The sequence below is a fragment of the Streptomyces sp. NPDC051987 genome (assembly GCF_040680735.1).
Taxonomy (GTDB): domain Bacteria; phylum Actinomycetota; class Actinomycetes; order Streptomycetales; family Streptomycetaceae; genus Streptomyces.
The window spans coordinates 21,651-42,750 of record NZ_JBFAXI010000051.1 but is presented as its reverse complement, the minus strand read 5'-3'; the positions used below and the strand labels follow the sequence as shown (position 1 = coordinate 42,750).

Sequence of the window (21,100 nt, the reverse complement as noted above, 5' to 3'; positions counted from 1 at the left end):
CGGACCGCGGCTCCGCCGTTTGCTGATGCTCCGTCATGTGACTTTTTTCTCCCTGTTGTTGAAGCGGGCGACGATCTCGTGGGCGAAGGCCATGATCGTGCCCTGCGGGCTGATGCCGGTGACGCCCGGCAGGACGCTGGCGTCGCACACCCGCAGCCCCTCGAAGCCGTACGGCCTGCCCCACGCGTCGCACACCCCGCCGCGGTCCGGGGCCGCCATCCGCGCCGACGCCATGCCGTGCACCGACACCAGCTCCCAGTCGCCGGGCCGCACCCGGCGGCAGAACTCCTCCGCCTCGGCGAGGCTGCCGAGCGGCGCCGCCGAGGACACGGGCGGTGTCAGCTGTTCGGCACCCGCGGCGAACAGCAGGCGCGCGCTGATCCGGAAGGCCTCGCGCAGCGCGCCGTGGTCCACCGCCGTCATACCGTGCCGCACCAGCAGTCCCCCGCCCGGCAGTGCCCGCACCGTCGCCGTGCCCTGCAGGCGGACCTGGGTCGTGTAGACGCCCAGCCGGTCGTAGTCGGCCAGGAGCCGTTCGACGTCCGTGGGGGAGCGGCCGGCCAGCGCGGCGGCGAGCGCGCCGCGCGACAGGTTGGACGGCATCATCAGCACGCCGCGGTCGCCGAACTCCTGCAGCTGCGCGGTGAAGATGGTGCCGCGGTCCGCTGTCACCTCCTCGCGGAAGCGGGCCACCGTCCGCAGGTTGACGTGCAGGGCCAGTTCGCGTCCGGCGCGCCGCGGCTGGATGCCGCTGCGCTGCAGCAGGGCCGGCGTCCCCAGCGGTCCGGCGGCGAGGAAGACCGCGCGGGCCCGGTGGACGGTGCGCTCCCCGTCCGGGCCGACGGCGAGGACGCCGCGCACGGTGGAGCCGTCGTGCAGGAGGCGCAGGACCCGGGTGTCGGGGTGGATACGCGCGCCCAGCCGCTCGGCCCGGGGGAGGTAGCTGACGGCCATGCTCTGCTTGGCGCCGGTGGTGCAGCCGGTGGTGCAGCGGTTGCGGTGCGCGCAGCCACGCACCACGCGGTGGGCGTGCTGCCAGCGCCAGCCGAGGAGGTCGGCGCCCGCGGCCAGCAGGCGGGAGTCGCGGTTGTCGGCGGCGCCGCCATGGCCCTGCGCGATGGTGCCGAGGCGGTCGCCGACCGTCTTCAGATGGGGGGCGAGGTCCGCGGCGCGGTAGCCGTCGATGCCCGCGACGGCGGCCCAGCGGGCCAGCAGCGTGGACGGCGGCTCCCACAGCAGCCCGCCGTTGACGAGGGTGGTGCCGCCGACGGCCCGGCCCTCGCCGTAGGCGATGGTGGGGGTGCCGAAGACCGGGGTCAGCCCGCCGTTGCGGTACAGGGTGCGCATGCTCTCGGCCGGGCTGGCCGCCGCGAGGCGTGCGGTGGAGGCCCGCGGGCCCTCCTCCAGGACCGTCACCTGCCGTCCGGCCGAGGCAAGTTCGAGGGCGGCCACGCTGCCGCCGGCGCCCGAGCCGATGACGAGCACGTCCGTGTCGAGGGTGCGCCGCCGCCTCATCGCGGGTCCCCCGCCCCGGTACGGCCGTCGAAGGCGCCCAGCAGGGCGAGCGCCGTGCTCGACCGCACCACCTCGCTGAAGCCGGGCAGCGCGGCGAGCGCCCGCATGCCCCGGCGGCCCTCCTCGGCTGTCGCCCCGCGCAGCGACCGCCCGCCGGACGCCAGCCGGTAGGCCAGCGGCAGCGCCCGCAGGACGGCCGTGTAGCCGGCGCGGTGGGTGAGCGGCAGCGTCCGCAGGGTGTCCAGGAGGTGGGTCTCGGCCGCCGCCCGTGCCGCCGGTTCGCGCAGGCAGGGGTACTGCCGCAGCCAGTACGAGCGCAGGCCGCTGGCGTGCAGGGCGGCGCGCAGCGCGCGGGGGCTCATCGGGTGCCCCGGGTGGCCGTCGCCCGCTCCCGCACGAAGTCCGCGAGCAGCCGGGGCGCGCCCTTGCCGAGCACGCTGTCGAGCGCGGCGAGGAAGAGCTGGGCCTCCTCCTCCCCCGCCACCAGCGGAGGCGAGGCGATCAGCGCGATGTGCTGGTTGGAACCGAAGAAGGTGAGGATGCCGTGGTCGCGGTAGAGCGCGGATATCACCGCGCCGGTGAGCACCTTGGCGAACGCCTGCGGGTCCTTGGCGAGCTGGTGCGGGACGAGATCGCGGACGGCCGCCGGCAGGCTGGGGCCGGGACGCAGGTACAGGCCGTGCAGCGCGCCCCGGCCCGCGGTGCCCGCGACCAGCTTGGGGTAGCGGGCGGCGAGCTGGGCCAGACCGGGGCCGAGGATCTCCCCGAGCTTGCGGGCCCGCCCCGGGAAGTCCTCCTCGACGGCGACCGTGACGGCCTCCAGCGCGGTGGCCGTCTCCTCGCCGAAGCCGTAGTACGTGGTGCTGTGCAGGGTGGCGTCGCGCAGGTTGTCGTACGCCTTGCGGAAGACCGGTTCCCGGGCGACGTAGCCGGAGATGGAGGACTTGCCGCCGCCGAACGACTTCGACGTCGTCACCACGTCGGGGACCAGGCCGGGGTGGTGCATGAAGTGGAAGAGCTCGCCGGTCTTGCCCCAGCCCGTGTACACCTCGTCGAAGACCAGCACGATGTCCCGCTCGGTGCACAGCCGGCGTACCTCGTGCAGGAACTCGGCGGAGCACTCGCGCAGGCTGGAGGCGCTGAACGGCTCCAGCACCACCGCGTAGACGTCGCTGCGGCCACGGCTGTCGGTGTGCCGCTCCAGCGCCAGCCGGAAGGACTCCAGGTCCCCGTAGGCGAAGGCGTCGGTGCCGGGCAGCCGGGGGTAGGCGAAGTGGATCTCCGGAGAGGCGGTGAGGCTGCCCGCGCCGAGCAGCTTGCCGTGGAAGGCGATGTCGGTGTGCAGGACGGTGCCGCGCCGGCCGCCGTGGTACTTGTACGCCAGTTTGACGGCCCCCTCGACGGCCTCGGCGCCCGAGTTCGGGAAGTACGAGACGTTCAGGTCGCCCGGGAGCAGGGCGGCCAGGTTGTGGCTGAGGGCGGCGACGTAGGGGGACAGGTAGTTCTTGTGGACCTCCATGCGGCGGCCCTCGCGGAAGCGGTCGCGGGCGCGCAGGATCCGGGGGTGGTTGTGGCCGTGGTTGAGGACGCCGACGCCGCCGGTGAAGTCCAGGATCCGGCGTCCGTCGCGCAGCCGGATCCAGGCGCCCTCGGCGCTGTCGACGAGGTCCCGGCCGAAGCCGAAGGTACCGATCAGGGAGACCTGGCTGCGGCTGACGTAGCGGCCGTACAGGTCGTGGACCTGGTCGATGCCGAGGTGTTCGGCCTGGTCGAGGGTGAGCAGCTCAGGCATGGGAGGCCTCCTGGGTGCGCAGCCGGTCGGCGATCAGCCGGCCGGCCCGGCGCCCCTCGCGCACCGCGTAGTTGGTGCCGCGGTCCTCGGGGAACACCTGGGCCATGCTGGCCACGTACAGTCCGCTCACCTCGGTCCGCAGGGCGGGCATGTCCCGGGTGTAGTACGGGGTGATGACGGGCTGGGCGTACTCGGCGCGCCACACGTGGAAGTCCTCGACCCAGGAGCGGTCGAAGCCGGGGAACATCCTGCGCAGGTGCGGGAGGCTGTAGGCGAAGACCTCCGCGTCGCTCATCCGGTACAGCTCGGCGTCGGCCGGCAGGTACTTGGACAGGTAGACCAGGTGACGGCCCGCGTAGTTCTCCGGGGCGTCCATGTTGGTGTGCTCGATCACGCCGACGTAGGGGAACGAGGGGTCGTTGACGTTGAGCCAGTAGGTGTCGGAGAGCCTGCGATTGTTCTCAAGCACCAGGCAGACGTTGGCCAGGTAGCGGATCCCGCGCAACCGGCGGACCAGGGCCGGGGCCGCGGGGTGGGCGGAGGCGCCGAGCAGCTCCGCGGCCTGGGCGGGGGCGTTGGTGAGCAGCACCTGCCGGGCGGCCAGCAGCTCGCCGGTGCCGGTGCGCACGCCGGTGACGCCGGTGGCGTCGGTCTCCACCGAGGCGACGGCGGTGTCGGTGCGGATCTCAGCGCCCAGTTCGGTCAGCCGCTTGTGCAGCGCGGTGACCAGCGTCTCGCTGCCGCCCCGCAGGTAGTACAGGATCTCGCTGCCGGACCTGGTGCGGCTGCCGCCGCGCAGATGGAGTTTGGTCCACATCCAGGTGGCGCCGACCTCGTCGGCGTACTGGCCGAACTTTCCCTCCAGCAGGGGCCGCCACACGACGTCGTAGACCCGGCGTCCTCCCAGTGACACCAGCCATTCCCGGGCCGTGAGGTGTTCCAGGGAGCGCCAGTCGTCGACCCGTCCGGCCCGCAGCGCCATGATGCCGAGCCGCAGCCGGTCCAGCAGCGGCAGCGGGGCGAAGCGCAGCAGGTCCAGGGGCTGGGAGAGACGGTAGACGGAGTTGGCGTAGTACAGGCCGGTGCGGGTGAGGTGGGGCTGGACCGCGTCCGCGATGCCCAGCCGGTCGCACAGGCCGAGGATCTCCGCGTCGGAGTCGAACCAGTGGTGGTAGAAGCGCTCGACACGTCGGCCGCCGCCGACGTCGAAGCTGCGGGCCAGGCCACCCGGTTCGGACTCCTTCTCCAGGACCGTCACCCGGTGGCCGCGTTCGGCCAGCTCCAGTGCGGCGGCGAGTCCGGTGAAGCCGCCGCCCACCACGATGGCGTCCGGCGCTGTGATGTCGTGCGTGGTCATGAGCACTCCTCGACGGGGACGGGTCCGGGGGCGCCGGTGCGGGTGGATTCGAGGACAGGGAGGTGGACCGGGGCCGGGTCGCGGCGCGGGGTCCGGCCCAGCTCCCGGTCCGAGCCGATCTGCTCCAGGACGAGGTAGGGCGGCCGGCCCTGCACCTGGCGGAAGACGCCGAGCAGGTACTCGCCCAGCACGCCGCAGGCCAGGGACTGCGCCGCGAACGCGCCGAGCGGGGCCGCCTCCCGGGCGCTGCGCCGTGCCACCCCGAGACCGCCTGCGCCGAGCAGGGCGGCCACCCCCAGGTAGGTGGGGATGCGCAGCGGCATCGCGGCGGCGCCGGACAGCACGCCGGTGCGGGAGAGCGCCAGCATCTTGCGCAGCGTGTACTTGGTGGTGCCCGCGGCCCGGGGGTCGCGCTCATAGGTGATGCTGGTCTCGGGGAATCCGGTCCAGCTGATCGCACCGCGCAGGAACAGCTCCTTCTCACCGAGCGAGGTGACGAAGTCGACGACTCTGCGGTCGAGGAGGCGGAAGTCGCCGGTGTCCAGGGCGACGGGCTGGTCGGTGATCCGGGACAGCAGGCGGTAGTACAGGTACGCCGTGGCTTTCTTGCGGCGGGTCTCGCCGTGCCGGGTGGCACGGCGGGCGGACACCACCGGCCAGCCCTTGAACCACTCCTCCGCCATCCTCGGGATGAGCTCGGGAGGATCCTGCAGGTCCGCGTCCATCAGGACGACGGCGTCCCCGCCGGCCTCGGCGAGGCCGGCCAGACAGGCCGCCTGATGACCGAAGTTGCGGCTGAGACGGACCCCACGGACCCGGGCGGACCCGGATCCCGCGGGGGTGTCCGCGATCAGTTTCTCGATGAGCGTCCACGTGCTGTCGGCGCTTCCGTCGTCGACGTAGACGATCTCGTAAGGCAGGTCACGCAGGGCGCGGGTGACGCGTTCGTGGGTCTGCTCCAGCACCTGTTCCTCGTTGAAGCAGGGCAGGACGACGCTGATGAGGTACGGGCGGGGTTGGGTGTCCCTCGGCTGGTGCATAGCCATGGGAGTCCTCCTCCGTGCGGTCGGCAGGGGGCGGATCGGCATGCGCTGTACGAGATGGGGTGTGCTGAGGTCACAGGGCCTGGAGCAGGCTGAAGGGCGGGCGCGGTACGAGGTAGAAGTGGTCGCCGGTGACGATGTGTTCGCGGTGCGGGCCGACGGTCAGTTCGTGCCAGGGGCGGCGGTCTGCGTCCTCGTCGACGTCCCCGGCGATCGTCGTCACGGGGCAGCGCAGCGGCTCGTCGTCGGGGCGCGGGGAGTAGCCGTGGAACATCCGGCCGTCGTCACGGACGTACGGCACGACCAGCTGCTGGAACTCGGGGTCTGCCGCGAGCGCCGGATCGGTCCCGCCGAGGGCGAGCAGCCGGGCGACCACGGTGGCGTCGTCCTCGTCAGGTTCGGTCAGTTCCTCGGGGCCGGGGTAGGGGGCGTCACGGGAGCCGGACGCCACCAGGTGTGCCGGGTGGATGCCGCGCCGCTCCAGGCAGCGGGCCGTCTCCAGGGCCACCACCGCGCCCATGCTGTGGCCGAACAGGAGCAGCGGCCGGTCGGCGAGGGGTTCCAGGACGTCCGCGATCGCATGGGCCAGCTGCCGCAGATCGGTGGCAGCGGGCTCCGCGATCCGCTCGGCGCGGCCCGGGTAACGCACCGCGTGCACCTCGATGCCGGGCAACTGCTCTCCCCACTCCCGGAAGAAGGCGGCCGATCCCCCGGCGTGCGGGAAGCACACCAGTCGGCGCGGCGGGTCGGGCAGCGGCAACGGGCAGTGCAGCCAACGGGCCCCGGTCCGCGGGGTGGGCGGGGTCTGGGTGGAGGTCATTTCGCCGGCTCCTCGGAGGCATGGTGGCGGCGGGCCCGCAGGGCGCGGGCGCGGCGGGCGGCGGCGCGACGGGCGTCGGCCTCGGCGTCGTTGGCGTCCGCGCCGCCGTCGCGGATGAGAGCCGCCTGGGCGGCGACGGTCGTGTGGCGGAAGAGTGCGACGATCGCGGGGCGGCTGCCGGTGTGCCGCTCCAGGGCGTCCTGGAGCTGGAACATCGCCAGTGAATGGCCGCCCAGGTCGAAGAAGTTGATGTCGACGGGGACATCCGCGACCTTCAGCACCTCGGCCCAAGCCGCCGCGACCGCGGCCGTGGGGCCGGCGGCGGCACCGGTCGCTGTTTCACGTGAAACAACGACCGTGCCGGTGCCGTTCGCCGCCGGGGCGGCCGAGGTGGGCGCCGCAGCTGAGACGGGCGCCGTACCCGAGGCGGGGGGCGCGGGGCGGGGCGGGGTGTGCGGCTGCTCGGCGCGGGAGCGCAACGCCGTGCGGTCGGCCTTGCCGTTCACGGTGCGCGGGAAGGTGTCGAGCACCTCGATCCGGGCGGGCACCATCGGCGCCGGCAGCGTCCGGGCCAGCTCCGCCCGCAGGTCCCGGCCCACGGGCAGCGCGGGCGCGAGCACGAACCCGGTCAGGGCGGTGCCGGTGCCGTCGGGCACGACGACGGCTTCGCGCACCTCGGGCAGCTCGCACAACGCCGCTTCCACCGCACCGAGTTCGATCCGGTGGCCGCGGACCTTGACCTGGTGGTCGCGGCGGCCGAGGAAGTCGAGCGTGCCGTCGTCGCGCCACCGGACCAGGTCCCCCGTCCGGTACATCCGCGCATCGGGCGCCGCGTCGAACGGATCGTCCACAAAGGCGCGCGCCGTGGCCTCGGGGCGCCCGAAGTAGCCGTTGCCCACTCCCGCGCCGCCGATGAACAGCTCACCCTCGGTGCCGCGCGGCACCGGGCGCAGCCGGTCGTCGAGCACGTACAGCCGGACGCCGGGCACGGGGCCGCCGATGGAGACCGGGCCCGGGGCGAGGTAGCGGCGGAAGCTCGCCCAGACCGTGGTCTCGGTCGGCCCGTACTCGTTGACCAGGGCCACCCGGCCGGTGTGCAGGGCGAAATGGCGCCGCATCAGGGGGGCGGGGAGCGGCTCGCCCGCCGTGATCACGGTGTCCAGGGTGGTGATCCGATGGGTCCCCAGGCGCTCGGCGGCGTCCAGCAGCACGGCGTACAGGGAGGGCACGCACAGGAGTCTGGTCACCCCGTGCTCCTCGATCAGGTCGAGCAGCCGCGCGGGGTCACGTACCTCGTCGGCGGTGGCGACGACCAGGTGGCCGCCGGCCGTGAGGGTGCCCCACAGGCCCGCCACGGAGGAGTCGAAGGCGAGCGGCGAGACGAGCAGGAAGACCGGGCTGCCCGGGTAGACCATGCGCCGGGCCAGGGTGGAGGCGGCGAGCTGCCGGTGCCCGACCTCGACGCCCTTCGGCTCGCCGGTGCTGCCGGAGGTGTAGATCAGGTAGGCCGGGTGGTCGCCCGCGGCGGCGGTTGCGTGGCGGCTCGCCCCGGCGGCGGGGGCGGGCTCCTCGTCGGTGTCCTCGGTGTCGTCGCCGCTCGCCCCGCCGCCCTCGCCGTCGTCAGCTGTCCGGTTCCCGGTGGGGGCCACCGTGTCCTCCAGCCGGACCACGGGCAGGCCGAGGCCGGTGACGCGGTCCGCCGTGGCCGCGGTCACCACGACCGCGGCGACCCGGGCGTCGGCCAGCACCTCGGCGACCCTGCGGTCGGGATGGGCCGGGTCCACGGGAACGTACGCCGCCTCGGAGCGCAGTACGCCGAGCACCGTGGCCACCATCGCGGTGGACGCCGGGACCAGGATGCCGACGCGGCTGCCGCGGCCCACGCCGGCCTCGGCGAGCCGGTCGGCGATCCGGCCCGCCCAGGCGTGGAGCTCGCGGTAGCCGACGGTGCCGTCGGCGCCGCTCACCGCCGGGGCGGCCGGTGTGATCCGGGCGAAGCGTGCCACGCGTTCGTGCACCGGCTCCCAGCCGTCGCGGGGCAGGGGGATGCCGTGGCCCGGGTCCCGCGTCGCGTCCGGCGGCACCGCGGCGGACGCCGGCGGGCCGGACAGCAGGTCGGTCTGGAGCGAGGTGGTCATCGGTACTCCTTGCTGAGCGTCGATCGGGGAGAGAGCGAGGACTGCGGTGGGCCTCAGGGCATGTCGGTGACGCCCTGGGACCGTGGGGCGCCGGACACCTCCTGGGGCTGTGGAACGTCGGAGACCTCCTCGGGAGGTGGAACGTCGGAGACCTCTCCGGCCCCTGGGGCCCCGGCGACTTCCTGGGCCCGTGGGGCGTCGGTGCGCCGGGCGAGGATGAGGAGCAGGCAGGTGACGGCCAGAGTGACGACGGCGAGTGCCTGCCAGTACAGGTGGCCGCGCCCCTGGTCGTGCAGCGCGACGAAGAGCGCGCCGCCCGCGAACGCGCCGAGCGCCTCCCCGAAGGACCAGCACACCTGGCGCAGGTTGAACGCCTCCAGGCTGGACTCGACGGGCAGCCCGGCGTACGCGGTGCTCACCATGGGGCCGAACACCATCTCGGCGACGGAGAACACCAGGACCGCGAGGACCGCGCAGACGACCGGACTGAAGTCCAGGCCCAGGGCGGTCATGGAGGCGGCGAAGAGCAGGTTGGCGCCGCCGAGCACGGCGAACGGCGTGGTGCCGCCCCTCATCAGCCTGCTGATCACCGCGGTCACCCCGGTCTGCAGGACCACGATCCAGAAGGCCGGCCCCGCGAGGAGGAACGAGCGCAGCGTCGCCGAGCCGAAGTCCTCGGCCACGTAGTAGGCGAAGGCCGAGTAGAACTGGGCGTACACGAAGGTGCCGAGAACGCTGACGGCGACCGTGCGCCGGATCGCGGGCGTGGTGACGACCTGCCGGAGGACCTTCCTGCCGACCGGCCACCGGCCCGACGCGGCCGGCGGGCGCTGCCCGCGGGGCAGGCCGGGCAGCATGACGACCGCGGCGGCCACGTAGCACAGGGCCACGACCCCGAGCAGCTGCTGCGGCTGTGCCGGTGAGTAGAGAGCGTTGGCGACGAACGGGCCGAGCGCCGCGGCCGCGTTGACGGCGATCTGGAGCAGCGAGAAGACGCGGTTGCGGCCGATGTCGTCGCGGATCACCTCGGCGATGAGCACCCGCGAGTACAGGAAGTGGGCGCTCACCCCGAATCCGGCCACCACCAGCAGGCCGCACAGGGCCCAGTCGGAGCGGGCCCGGGACAGGAGGCCGAAGGCGGCGGCGGACAGCAGGACGGCGGCCACCATGCCGCGGGCGTAGGAGAGCCGCCGCAGCCAGTGCGCGGCGAGGGTGGCCGACAGGCCCGCCGACGCGGTGTAGCAGAACAGGCCGATCCCGACGACCGCGGTGCCCTGGCCCGGGGAGCGGGCGGCGAGCAGCGGTCCCAGCACGGGGATGACGCTGTACAGGCCGAGGCTGCCCACGAGCGTCTCGAACGCGAGCGCCGAGCGCAGCCGGCGCGGCCCCGCGGGACGCGGGCCCGTCCGGCCGGACGGCTCGGCTGACGTCGGTGCGGTCGAAGTCATGGTCGGCCCCTTCCCAGCCCTGGCAAGACATTGCCATTCTTGGCACAGCATTGGCAATATTGGCAAGAGGTGATCCACGGAAGTCCGTGAAAAAGGAGGCAAACCTTGGCAACCCCTGCCGTGAACGTGGACCGTGACCCCGCATCGGCCGTCGCCCCGGCGCCGACCGTCGCCCCCTACGGAACCTGGACCTCCCCGGTCGAGGCGGCCGACGTGGCGGTCGGTGAGGCGTCCGCCGAGTGGGTCGGCTTCGTCGGGGACGAGGTGTGGTGGACCGAGACCAGACCCTGGGAGGACGGACGGGTCGCGCTGGTCGCCCGTACCGCCGACGGAACCGTCGCCGACGTCCTCGGGGCCGCCTGGAGCGTGCGCTCCCGGGTCATCGAGTACGGCGGACGCCCCTGGCTCGCCCTGGGCGCGGACGCCGCCGCCGGGTTCGTCTTCACCCACGGCGAGGACCAGCGGGTCCACCGGTCGGTGCCGGGGGCCGACCCGGTTCCGCTCACTCCGGCGCCCGGTTTCCCCGCGGGGCTGCGCTACGCCGACTTCGCCCGCGTCGGCGAGGAGGTCTGGTGTCTGCGCGAGACCCTCGACGACCCGGAGGGCACCCGGGTCCGCCGGGACCTGGTGGCGGTGCCGCTGGACGGCCGGGCGGCCGGTGACCCGGCGGCGGTGCGCCCGCTGGCCGCCACGCACCACTTCATGACCGGCCCCAAAGTGTCGCCGGACGGCCGCCAGGTGGCCTGGATCGGCTGGGACCACCCGCACATGCCCTGGGACACCACGGACGTGATGTGCGCCCCGGTGCGTTCCGACGGCACGCTGGGGCCCGCCCGCCGGGTCGCGGGCGGCCCGGGGATCGCGGTCGGCCAGGTGGAGTGGGTGCCGCAGCGGCCCGGCGCGCTGTACGTGCTGAGCGATCCGGACGGCTGGTGGAACATCCACGAGATCGGCCCCGCCGGGGACAGCCGCGCGCTGTGCTCCCGGGCGGAGGAGTTCGGCGAGCCGCTGTGGCGGATCGGCGCCCGCTGGTTCCTGCCGGCCGACGACGGGCGGTTGTTCGTGGCGCACGGCACGAGCGAGCGACGGCTCGCCGTCCTGGATCGCGACGGCTCGCTGCGCGACGTGCCCGGCCCGTACACCGAGTGGGCGGCGCTGGCCACCGACGGCCGCCGGGTCGCGGGCACCGCGGCCGGTCCGCACCTGAGCTCCGCGGTGGTCCTCGTCGACCCCGGGCCGCCCGGCGGCGCACCCCGCCTCGACGTGCTGCGCGGCGCGCGGAGCCGGCACCCGGACCTGCTGCCGCAGGGCCGCCACGAGGTCTTCACCAACCCGGCCGGCGAGACCGTCCACGCGTTCGTGTACCCGCCGCACAACCCGGGGTTCACCGCCCCGCCGGGCGAGCTGCCGCCGTTCCTGGTGCAGGCGCACGGTGGGCCCACCACCCGCAGCCGACTGGTGGTGAACCACGAGATCGCCTACTTCACCAGCCGCGGAATCGGCGTCGTCGACGTGCAGTACGGCGGCTCCACCGGCTTCGGCCGTGCCTACCGGGAGCGGCTGCGCGGCAACTGGGGTGTGGTGGATGTGGCGGACTGCGCCGCCGTGGCCCGCGGACTGGTGGCCCGGGGGCTCGCCGACCCCCGGCGGATCGGCATCCGGGGCGGCAGCGCGGGCGGCTGGACGGCTGCGGCGTCGCTGGCGGCCGAGCCCGGCCTCTACCGGGTGGCCGGCATCTACTACCCGCTGGTCGACCCCGAGGAGTGGCGCGACCGGGGCACCCACGACTTCGAGTCGCGGTACCTGGAGAGCCTGCTGGGCCCCTGGCCGCAGGCCGCCGCACGCTACGCCGAGGTGTCACCGCTGCGCCGGGCGGACCGGGTCCGGGCGCCGTTCGTCCTTCTGCAGGGCCTGGCGGACCCGGTCTGCCCGCCGCGGCAGGCGGAGCGCTTCCTGGAGCGGGTGCGTGCGGGTGCCGTCCCGCACGCCTACCTCACCTTCGAGGGCGAGCGGCACGGGTTCCGCCGGGCGGAGACGGTGGTGGCCTGTCTCGACGCCGAACTCTCCGCCTACGGCCAGATGTTCGGCTTCGACCCGCCCGGCGTGCCACGCCTCGCCCTCACTCCCTGACCACACTCCGACGGCCGGTACCCCCATGGGGCACCGGCCGTCGGGGGCCCTCGTCGGGCGCCGCAGGGCCGGTGGGGGGTCACACCCGTTCGCGTGTCGTCGGGGCCACCACCCGGTGGGCCACGCGGGCGGCCTCGCGCAGCACGGTGTCGCGGTAGCGCTCGCTCAGCTCCAGGACGGCGGGCAGCACCCGGCACTCCTCGACGCTCCCGTCGGGGAACGGCAGCGCGAGGCCGAGCAGCGGGAGCACCTGGAGCGCGGCCCCCTCGTCGAAGAGGGCGGCCTGCGCCGGGTCCGTGAGCCGGCGGCCCCGCCCGTCCAGCGCGGCGCCGACGACGAGCGTGTCCCGGCCGCCCGCGGTGCCGCGCACCACCCCGGGCATCCCGCCCGGGGCGAGCGCGGCGGCCTCCCGGCGGACCTCCTCGTAGCGGAGGTTGGCCTCCCACATGTCGTAGGCCCGGTACAGCTCGACGTCCAGGGTGGGCCATTTGGTGAGGAAGTAGTCCGCGTTGGCCCCGAACTCGCGGAAGTTGGCGGAGACGTCCCGGGCGTGCGGCAGATGCAGGCCGTACACCTCCTCGCCCCGGACGATCGGGACGCCGGCCGCGTGCACGCGGTAGCCCCACTCCTGGTCCTCGCCGCCCCAGCCGCGGAAGTTCTCGTCGAAGTCCAGGCCGTGGCGGCGGACGGTCGCCGCGGGCAGCACGATGAACGCCCCCCAGATCACGGTCCACGGCAGCACGAACGGGTCGAACCGCCACCGCTTGTCGAGCCGGGCGCCGGGCGCGGCCTCCAGCTCCGCGAGGCGTTCCCGGTAGTGCCGGTGCTCGGGGAGGTCCGCGGTGACGGCCCCGTGGTCCGAGCGGCCGTCCAGGCCGACGATCTGGCCGACCACGCAGACCTCCTGCCCGTCCGCGTAGTAGCGGTGGTACAGGGACTCCAGGCAGCCCGGGGGCAGGGCCAGGTCGGCGTCGAGGAAGACCACGACCTGGCCGGACACCTGGCGCAGCGCCAGGTTCCGGGCACGGCAGAGGTTCCACTCCTCGTCGACCAGCACCGAGACGATGTTCAGCCGGCCGGCGAACTCCCGGCAGGCCTCGACGTACTCCCGCGTGTACTCCAGGGCACCGACGACGATCTCGAACTCGGTGCCGGGCAGGGTCTGTTCGGCGAGTGCCGCGAGGGCGACCCGGAAGTTGCGCAGGCGCTGCTTGTAGGGGATCACGACGCTGAACCTGAGGTCACCCATCACTCGCCTCTCTGAGCCCGACGATTCCGATGGCAATATGTTGTCAATCGCTTGCCTAAATTGGCAACCCTTTGGTTGGATCGGGTGCGACCGGCACCACCGCGGAGGGAAGGGGAGATCGGCATGCACCACGACACGATCGGGGTCGTCACGGTGACGCGAGGACGTCCGCAGCTGCTGCGGCGCGCCATGGACTCCGTGTACCGGCAGGACTTCGACGGGACCATCGAGCACGTCGTCGTCATCGACGACGACCCGGCGACCGAGGAGGCGGTCCGGTCCGCCCCGACCCGCCCCGGGCTGCGGGTGACCCCGCACCAGGTGCCGCGTCCGGCGGCCGAGCGCGACGAGCCGCCCGGGGACAGGCGCCGGGTCTACCCGCGGCTGTCACGGCTGTTCAACACCGGGGCCCGGGTCGCCGCGGCGGAGTGGATCGCGTTCCTGGACGACGACAACGAGTACGAGCCGCACCACCTGCGCGGTCTGCTCGACTGCGCCTGGGAGAACGGCGCCGAGGCCGCCCACTCCGGCCGGACCATGTGGTACGCCGACGGCACCCCCTACCTCGACCCGCTCTGGCACACGGTCGACGACCCGGCCGAGGCGGCGCGGATCTACCAGGTCATGTGCGACAAGGGAGTCCGCGTCCCCGGCACCAACATCCTGCTGGACCGGGCCGACCCGCGTCCGCCCGGCGGGGCCTTCCGCACCAGCAGCGTGATCCGGGCGGAGGACCCGGTCAGCCTGGTCGACCAGAGCGTCTGGCTGGTGCGCCGGGAACTGCTGCTGCGGCTGCCCATCCCGGAGACGTTCACCGAGGCCGAGCACGCGGCCAACACCGCCCCCGACGACCTGCTGCTGCGCACCCTGCAGGACAACGGCGTGCCCATCGTCTCCACCGGCGAGCCCACCGTCCGCTACTACCTCGGCGGCGTCTCCAACCGGATCACGCAGCCGGTCCCCTGACCGCGCCACCGCTCACGGCGCCCGCGGGCCCTCGGCCGGACCGGCTCCGCCCGCCCAGCGCCAGCAGGGCCGCCGCGAGTGCCGTGAGCAGGGCGCACACCCAGAACACCCGGGCGTACCCCGCCCAGGCGACCACCACGCCCGCGGTGGCGCCGCCCAGCATCACCCCCACCTGGAACGCCCCCGTGAACAGCGAGGAGGCCGCCCCGATCCGGTCGGGCATGGCCTCCTGGAGGATGGTCACCGGGATGCTCAGCACCACCGCCATGAAGAAGGCGTTCAGGACCTGCAGGGCGAGCAGCTCGGCCCGGGAGTGGGCCGACGGCAGCGCGGCGAAGAACAGCGTCGCTGCCACGGCGGCCCAGGTCACCAGCCGCCACGGGCCGATCCGTTCCGCGCGGGCACCCAGGAACATCATCACCGGGATCTCGATCGCGGAGGCGAGACCCAGCAGCAGCCCCGTGAAGCCCGCGCCGAGGCGCAGGTGCCCGGTGACGAACAGCGCGATGTCGATCTGGTAGACGCTGTTGGCGGTCAGCAGCAGGGCGGTGGCCACCAGCAGGAGCCAGGAGGAGCGGGTGATCCCGGTGAACGGGCTGCCCTGGGCCGGGCGGGCGGCCCGCGGACCGGAGCCCTCGGGCAGCAGCCCCAGGCACAGGGCGGCCGCCAGCAGGTACATGCCGGTGACGACCAGGTACATGACGCCGAAGCCGTGGGTGCCGATCAGCAGGAAGCCGAGCGGCGGGCCGACGACCCAGGCCAGCGAGGTGAGCGCGCGCAGCAGGGAGTTGAAGAAGACCGGGTCCAGGGCCCGGGTCCCGGCGAACTCGCGGGTGTAGGCGAGCAGTTGCGGGAAGCAGGCGCTGCCGAGCGCGAAGAGGACCGCACCGACGGCGAAGAGCAGGTAGTAGTCGCGCACCACGGCATGGGCGAACGCGCCGGCCGCGGACAGCAGGGTGCACAGGGCGAGCAGCCGCCGCCGGTCCCCGATCCGGTCGGAGAGCGCGCCGAAGGCCGTCCCGGCCAGGACCCCGAGGACGCCCCGGCCGAGGAAGAACAGGCCGATCAGCAAGGGGCCGACGCCGATCTCCGCGGACAGGAACAGGCTGCCCGAGGTGCTCATCATGGCGCCCGAGACGCCGATGAGCGCGGTGTTCGCGACCAGGCCGGTGAGCGCGCCGTCCCGGGCCAGCCCCGAGGCCGCGGCGCCCCAGGCGCGGACGCGGGCACGGCCCGCGCCGGGCGAGCTGTCGTCGATGGCGGACATGGTCCTCCAGGTTCGCTCGGGGTGACGGGACGTACGGTCGGCCTGCCCACTCTGGGCAAAACTGTGACCTCTCATATTGCCAAGAGAGTCACTGTGTCGGCAACATGAAGGCAATGATGTGACAGCCTGAGGAGGAACATGCGAGTCGTCATCACCGGCGGAGCCGGCTTCCTCGGATCCCACCTGTGCGACCTGCTGCTGCGCCGCGGCGACCGGGTCGTCTGCGTGGACGACCTGTCCACCGGACGGCTGGAGAACCTGCGCGACGCCGCCCGCCACCCGGCCTTCCGGTTCGTCGAGTGCGACGTCACCCGAGGACTCGACGTGCCGGGCCCGGTCGACGCGGTGGCCCACCTGGCCAGTCCCGCCTCACCACCGGACTACCTGCGGCGTCCCCTGCAGACGCTCGCGGCCGGCAGCCGGGGCGCCGAGCACGCGCTCCTGCTCGCCCGCCGGCACGGCGCGCGCTTCCTCCTCGCCTCCACCAGCGAGGTCTACGGCAGCCCGCAGGTGCACCCGCAGACCGAGGAGTACTGGGGACATGTGAACCCGATCGGGCCGCGCAGTGTGTACGACGAGAGCAAGCGGTTCGCCGAGGCCCTCACCACGGCGTACCGCAGGACCCTCGGCGTGGACACGGGGATCGTCCGGATCTTCAACACCTACGGCCCCCGGATGCGGGCGGACGACGGAAGGGTCGTCAGCAACTTCATCACCCAGGCGCTGAGCGGGCGGCCCGTCACGGTCTACGGCAGCGGCGAGCAGACCCGCAGCTTCTGCTACGTCGACGATCTCGTGCGGGGACTCGCGGCCATGCTCGACTCCGACGAGTCCGGACCGGTGAACCTGGGCAACCCGGGGGAGTTCACGGTCGCCGAACTGGCCGGGCTGGTACGCCGGTTGACCGGGAGCGCGGCGCCGGTCGACTTCCGGCCGCTGCCGCAGGACGACCCGCCGCGGCGCCGCCCGGCCGTCGAGCGGGCCGCGCGGACCCTCGGCTGGGTGCCGGTGGTCGGCCTGGAGCAGGGGCTGCGCCAGACGATCGACTGGTTCCGTGGCCGGTCCGGCGAACTACGGGAGGCAGAACCGCGGGATGCCGGCCTCACGGTCACCGGATAGCCGTACGACTCCGGGGCGCCCGCCGGAACCATGCCGCCGACGGGCCCCCGGCACCTGCGGCGCGAACGACGGCACCGGACACCCGCTTGCGCGAACGGCGGGCCCCGGCGTCCGCTACGCGAACCGCGTGTGGTCCGTGAGGACCTCGTCGATCACCCGGCGCTGCTCCGCCGCGCGCGCCGCGTCGGTGTCGACGCATTCCGACAGCACCAGCAGCGCCTTCCACAGGGCCCAGCCGCGGGCCCTGGCCCACATGCCCGCGTCCTGGGCGAGCGTCTTGCGGAACGCCTCCCGGCTGTCGCCGGAGAACATCGTCCAGGCGATCACCAGGTCGCAGGCCGGGTCGCCGACCCCCGAGGTGCCGAAATCGATCACGGCGGCCAGCCTGCCGCCGTCGACCAGCAGGTTGCCGGAGGCGATGTCCCCGTGGAACCACACGGGCGCGCCGCGCCACTCGGCGGCGAGCGCGGCCTCCCAGACCTCGGTGGCCCGCTCCGTGTCGACCCGGCCGGCGAGCGCGGCGAGGCAGCGGCGGGTCTCGTCGTCGTAGTGGGCGGGCGACGCCCCCCGGTACCAGCTGTGCTCGCCGGCGGCGGGTCCGCCCGTCGCGTCACAGCGCTGCAGGGCCAGCACGAACTCGGCGACGTCGACCGCGAACCGGGACAGGTCGGCGGGTTCCTCGGCCGCGGCGGTCCGGCCCGGCAGCCAGCCGCGCACGGACCACGGGAAGGGGTACCCCTCGCCCGGCTCCCCCTTGCCCAGGACCGGTGGCACCGGCACGGGCAGGAAAGGTGCCAGACGTGGCAGCCATGTGCACTCCTTGTCGACCGCGGGGACGTAGCCGGCCGCGGTGGGCAGCCGGACCGTCATGTCGTCGCCGAGGCGGTAGGTGCGGTTGTCCCAGCCGTCGACCGGCACCGGGACCACCGGTAAGCCGGACCACTGCGGGAACTGGGCGTCGATCAGCTTCGCGACCAGCGTGGCGTCGATGCCCGCGCGGCCGTCGGGAGGTGAGGTGACCATGCGGTGATGATGGCCGGAGAACCGCGGTTCACGCAACGGAATTGACACATCCGGTCACCCTGTTGTGGCACAACCCAGGCAATAGCTTGCCGAGTAATTGCCAGTCGGGGCAATATGGGAGGACGGCGTGGTGGGAGGCGACGGCCGCCGCCCCGGCGGCCGGACCAGGGGCCCACCGAGTGAAGGGGAATCCATGGACACCAGCAGGAAGTTCGGAGATCCGGCACTCTTCGGCGAGGTGTGGGCCGACGACTACGACGAGCGGACCACCCTCGACCCGGCGCCCGCGGTCGACTTCCTCGCCGCCCTCGCCCCCGGCGGACGCGCCCTCGAACTCGCCGTCGGCACCGGCCGGGTCGCCCTGCCGCTCGCCGCCCGCGGCCTGCGCGTGGAGGGCGTCGAGGGCTCCCCGAAGATGGCCGCGCGCCTGCGCGGCAAGCCGGGCGGCGACGGCGTCCCGGTCACCGTCGGCGACATGGCCGACGTGCCCGTGAAAGGGCCCTTCGACCTCGTCTACCTCGTGTACAACACGCTCTTCAACCTGCTGGAGGCCGAACGCCAGCAGGACTGCTTCCGCAACGTCGCGCGCGTCCTCGGCGAGCACGGCGCCTTCGTGATCGAGGCGTACGTCCCCGATCCCGCCCCCGCCGGACGGCCCGGCCGGCGCGGCCACGTCGAGGTCCTGGAGATCACCGAGGAGTCCGCCACCATCGAGGTGTACCGCTCCGACCTGGCGGGCCAGCGCTTTCACAGCCAGAAGATCACCTTCGACGCCGACGGCGTCCACCTGCGGCCGCACGCCGAGCGCTACTGCTGGCCCGCCGAGATCGACCTGATGGCGGCCCGCGCCGGGCTGCGCCTGGACCGGCGCCTCGCCGACTGGTCCGGTCGGCCCTTCGGCCCCGACAGCACCGGGCACGTCTCCGTGTACCGGCCCGCCCGATGAGGCCCGGCGCGGTGGCCCTCGTCACCGGGGCCAACCGGGGCATCGGCCTGGAGACCGCCCGGCAGCTGGCGCTGCGCGGCGCCGTCGTCCTGCTCGGCAGCCGCGACCCGGGCCGCGGCGCGGACGCGGTCCGCTCCCTCGGCGCCGACGGCGCCGGGATCCGGCCGGTGGCACTCGACGTGACCGACCCGGACAGCGTCACCGCGCTCGCGAAGCGGCTGGACCGGGACCACGGGCGGCTGGACGTCCTGGTCAACAACGCCGGGGTGTTCCTCGGCGCCACCGCGGCCGACACCACCGCCGAGCTCACCCGGGACCTGCTCGCCGTCAACGTGGTCGGCCCGGTCGCCGTGATCCACGCCCTGCTGCCGCTGCTGCGCCGCTCGCCGGCGCCCCGGATCGTCAACGTCTCCAGCACGACCGCCTCGTTCGGCCTGACCTGCGCGGGCGCCGACCTGCCCGGCGACGCCTCGGTGCGGATGGCCTACACCGCGTCGAAAGCCGCGCTCAACATGCTCACGGTCCAGTACGACCTGGCGTTCCGGCGCGACCCGGAGCTGGCCCACCTCAAGATCAACTCGGCGTCGCCGGGCTGGACGGCCACCGCCATGAACGGCTTCCGCGCCCCGCGCACCGCGGCGGAGGGCGCCCGCTCCGTCGTGGACCTCGCGACCCTCCCCGACGACGGCCCGAGCGGCGGCTTCTTCGACGAGCACGGCGCCCTGGCCTGGTAGGCCCCGCCCACCGGCGCGGACCGGCAGCCTGATCGATCGACCGATCGACCGGGCGACCGGCGACCGGCAAGGACCACCCGCGCAGCACGCCCCCACCGGGTCACGTACCCGAACCCGCCCGAGAAACGAGTGCCCATGAACGCATCCTGGACATCCACCCCGTCCGGCGGCTCCACGGCCCTCACCGCCGATCCCGAGGCCGTACGGGCCCGTGACCGGCGGCATGTCTGGCACACCTGGACCCCGCTGGCCGCCGACCGCTCGGCGCTGACCGTCTCGCACGGCGCGGGCCACCACGTGTGGGACATCGACGGCAACGTCTACCTCGACGCCTCCGCGCTGAACTCCACCTGCGGCTACGCCCGTCCCGAGGTGCTGCGGGCCATGGTCGAGCAGGCGTCCCGGCTGCACCACTTCGACCTGTCGGTGGCCGGACACGAGCCCGCCGGCCTGCTCGCCGAACGCCTCGCCGGACTGCTGCCGGCCGGCCTGGACCGGACGCTCTTCGTCAACAGCGGCTCCGAGGGCTTCGACGCCGCCGTCCTGATGGCCGTCTCCTACTGGTCCCATCTGGACCGGCCCAGGTCCCGGGTGGTCACCTTCGCCCGCTCCTACCACGGCGCCACCCTCCTCAGCCGCAGCCTGTCCACCCTGCCGCGCAACCGCCATCCCCTGGGCAGCCCGCTGCCGGTGACCCGCGTCGAACTGCCCGCCGAGCCGCGGTCGCTGCGCGAGGAGCCGGCGCTGCCCGCGCTGCTCGCCGCTTTCGAGGAGGCGATCGGGACCGACCCCGACGACCTGCCGGCCGCCGTGGTCGTCGAGCCGTTCCTCAACGTCGGCGGGGCCGTCGTCCTGCCGCCCGGCTTCCTGCGGGAGCTGCGCGCCCTGTGCGACGCCACGGGCGCCCTGCTGGTGGTGGACGAGGTGTTCACCGCCTACGGCCGCTGCGGGGCGATGTTCGCCGCCCTGCGGGATGACGTCACCCCGGACATCCTGGTCAGCAGCAAGGGACTGAGCGGCGGCTACGTACCGATCGCCGCCGTCAGCGTGCGGCGGAACGTGCACGAGAGCTTCGCGCGCGACCCGGTCATCGGCGGGCTGCGCTACGGGCACACCACCTCCGGTCACGCGGTGGCCTGCGCCGCGGCGCTCGCCACCCTCGACGTCCTGGAGAAGGAGCGCCTGCCCGAACGGGCCGAGCGCCTCGGCGCCGACCTGCTGCGCCGGCTGGCCCCGCTGGCCGGGGCGCCCGGCGTGCTGGACGTCCGCGGGTTCGGCCTGATCCTGGTCGTGGAGACGGAGTCCCCGGAGCTGGCGGCCCGGGTCCTGACCCACGCTCGGCAGGCGGGGCTGCTGCTGCGGCAGGTGGGCGCGGCCGTGATGGCGGTGCCGCCGCTGGTGATCGACGACGAGGGGGCGGCGGCGGTGGCCGACGGGCTGACCGCGGCGCTGGCCCGTGCCGTGGCCTGAGCCGCGCGCACACAGCGGGAGGGGGGAGACCCGGCCGGGTCTCCCCCCTCCCCCGGGGGGGCGGACGTCAGGCGACACCCGCG

At 74.0% G+C, this 21,100-nt stretch carries 17 protein-coding genes; 6 read left to right on the top strand and 11 right to left on the bottom strand.

Features of this window, described 5'->3' with window-relative positions:
* Positions 1–33 precede the first annotated feature (33 nt).
* The 8 genes from AB0M11_RS25515 to AB0M11_RS25480 all read right to left on the bottom strand — a co-directional run bounded on the left by AB0M11_RS25515 (position 34) and on the right by AB0M11_RS25480 (position 10,113).
* On the bottom strand, positions 34–1,515 hold the full coding sequence (locus tag AB0M11_RS25515) for a GMC family oxidoreductase (protein ID WP_365709263.1): 1,482 nt from the start codon (positions 1,513–1,515) through the stop codon (positions 34–36).
* Positions 1,512–1,877, bottom strand: coding sequence for a hypothetical protein (locus AB0M11_RS25510; RefSeq protein WP_365709261.1), 366 nt, complete (start codon positions 1,875–1,877; stop codon positions 1,512–1,514). Before AB0M11_RS25510 ends, AB0M11_RS25515 begins: the two co-directional genes overlap by 4 nt.
* Positions 1,874–3,307 (bottom strand): aminotransferase class III-fold pyridoxal phosphate-dependent enzyme, encoded by a 1,434-nt coding sequence (locus AB0M11_RS25505; RefSeq protein WP_365709259.1) that lies wholly within the window; start codon positions 3,305–3,307, stop codon positions 1,874–1,876. The genes AB0M11_RS25510 and AB0M11_RS25505 overlap by 4 nt, the downstream gene beginning before the upstream one ends.
* The gene (locus AB0M11_RS25500; RefSeq protein ID WP_365709257.1) at positions 3,300–4,664 is read right to left on the bottom strand and encodes an NAD(P)/FAD-dependent oxidoreductase; all 1,365 of its coding nucleotides are present in this window, start codon (positions 4,662–4,664) and stop codon (positions 3,300–3,302) included. Before AB0M11_RS25500 ends, AB0M11_RS25505 begins: the two co-directional genes overlap by 8 nt.
* A complete protein-coding gene (locus tag AB0M11_RS25495; RefSeq protein ID WP_365709255.1) occupies positions 4,661–5,710 on the bottom strand; it encodes a glycosyltransferase family 2 protein in 1,050 nt (349 codons plus the stop codon). The genes AB0M11_RS25500 and AB0M11_RS25495 overlap by 4 nt, the downstream gene beginning before the upstream one ends.
* Positions 5,711–5,780: 70 nt before the next feature.
* Entirely contained in the window at positions 5,781–6,527 is a 747-nt protein-coding gene (locus tag AB0M11_RS25490) for an alpha/beta fold hydrolase (RefSeq protein ID WP_365709253.1), read from the bottom strand.
* The gene (locus AB0M11_RS25485) at positions 6,524–8,665 is read right to left on the bottom strand and encodes a non-ribosomal peptide synthetase (protein ID WP_365709251.1); all 2,142 of its coding nucleotides are present in this window, start codon (positions 8,663–8,665) and stop codon (positions 6,524–6,526) included. The genes AB0M11_RS25490 and AB0M11_RS25485 overlap by 4 nt, the downstream gene beginning before the upstream one ends.
* 53 nt (positions 8,666–8,718) lie before the next feature.
* On the bottom strand, positions 8,719–10,113 hold the full coding sequence (locus AB0M11_RS25480) for an MFS transporter (RefSeq protein ID WP_365709249.1): 1,395 nt from the start codon (positions 10,111–10,113) through the stop codon (positions 8,719–8,721).
* Positions 10,114–10,218: 105 nt separating this feature from the next.
* Between AB0M11_RS25480 and AB0M11_RS25475 the strand changes: the two genes are divergently transcribed.
* Positions 10,219–12,243 (top strand): prolyl oligopeptidase family serine peptidase, encoded by a 2,025-nt coding sequence (locus AB0M11_RS25475; RefSeq protein ID WP_365709247.1) that lies wholly within the window; start codon positions 10,219–10,221, stop codon positions 12,241–12,243.
* Positions 12,244–12,322: 79 nt separating this feature from the next.
* Here the strand turns inward: AB0M11_RS25475 and AB0M11_RS25470 are convergent, their stop codons facing one another.
* Complete coding sequence (locus tag AB0M11_RS25470) at positions 12,323–13,492, bottom strand: glycosyltransferase family 2 protein (RefSeq protein WP_365709245.1); 1,170 nt, start codon at positions 13,490–13,492, stop codon at positions 12,323–12,325.
* Between the two features lie 123 nt (positions 13,493–13,615).
* On the opposite strand from AB0M11_RS25470, the gene AB0M11_RS25465 reads away from it, so the two are divergent.
* A complete protein-coding gene (locus tag AB0M11_RS25465) occupies positions 13,616–14,458 on the top strand; it encodes a glycosyltransferase family A protein (protein WP_365709243.1) in 843 nt (280 codons plus the stop codon).
* Here the strand turns inward: AB0M11_RS25465 and AB0M11_RS25460 are convergent.
* Complete coding sequence (locus AB0M11_RS25460; protein WP_365709241.1) at positions 14,439–15,725, bottom strand: sugar efflux transporter; 1,287 nt, start codon at positions 15,723–15,725, stop codon at positions 14,439–14,441. The two genes, AB0M11_RS25465 and AB0M11_RS25460, sit on opposite strands and share 20 nt — an antisense overlap.
* Positions 15,726–15,863: 138 nt before the next feature.
* On the opposite strand from AB0M11_RS25460, the gene AB0M11_RS25455 reads away from it, so the two are divergent.
* Positions 15,864–16,844 carry a UDP-glucuronic acid decarboxylase family protein gene (locus AB0M11_RS25455; RefSeq protein WP_365709239.1) on the top strand — a complete coding sequence of 327 codons (981 nt, stop codon included), beginning with the start codon at positions 15,864–15,866 and terminating at the stop codon, positions 16,842–16,844.
* A gap of 114 nt (positions 16,845–16,958) precedes the next feature.
* On the opposite strand, the gene AB0M11_RS25450 is transcribed toward AB0M11_RS25455, so the two are convergent.
* On the bottom strand, positions 16,959–17,867 hold the full coding sequence (locus AB0M11_RS25450) for an aminoglycoside phosphotransferase family protein (RefSeq protein ID WP_365709237.1): 909 nt from the start codon (positions 17,865–17,867) through the stop codon (positions 16,959–16,961).
* 193 nt (positions 17,868–18,060) lie between these two features.
* On the opposite strand from AB0M11_RS25450, the gene AB0M11_RS25445 reads away from it, so the two are divergent.
* From AB0M11_RS25445 to AB0M11_RS25435, 3 genes are all read left to right on the top strand, one after another.
* Positions 18,061–18,813: a class I SAM-dependent methyltransferase gene (locus AB0M11_RS25445; RefSeq protein WP_365709235.1), complete on the top strand. Its 753-nt coding sequence runs from the start codon at positions 18,061–18,063 to the stop codon at positions 18,811–18,813.
* On the top strand, positions 18,810–19,547 hold the full coding sequence (locus tag AB0M11_RS25440; protein ID WP_365709233.1) for an SDR family oxidoreductase: 738 nt from the start codon (positions 18,810–18,812) through the stop codon (positions 19,545–19,547). The genes AB0M11_RS25445 and AB0M11_RS25440 overlap by 4 nt, the downstream gene beginning before the upstream one ends.
* Positions 19,548–19,682: 135 nt before the next feature.
* Positions 19,683–21,017: an aspartate aminotransferase family protein gene (locus AB0M11_RS25435; protein ID WP_365709231.1), complete on the top strand. Its 1,335-nt coding sequence runs from the start codon at positions 19,683–19,685 to the stop codon at positions 21,015–21,017.
* Positions 21,018–21,100 lie beyond the last annotated feature (83 nt).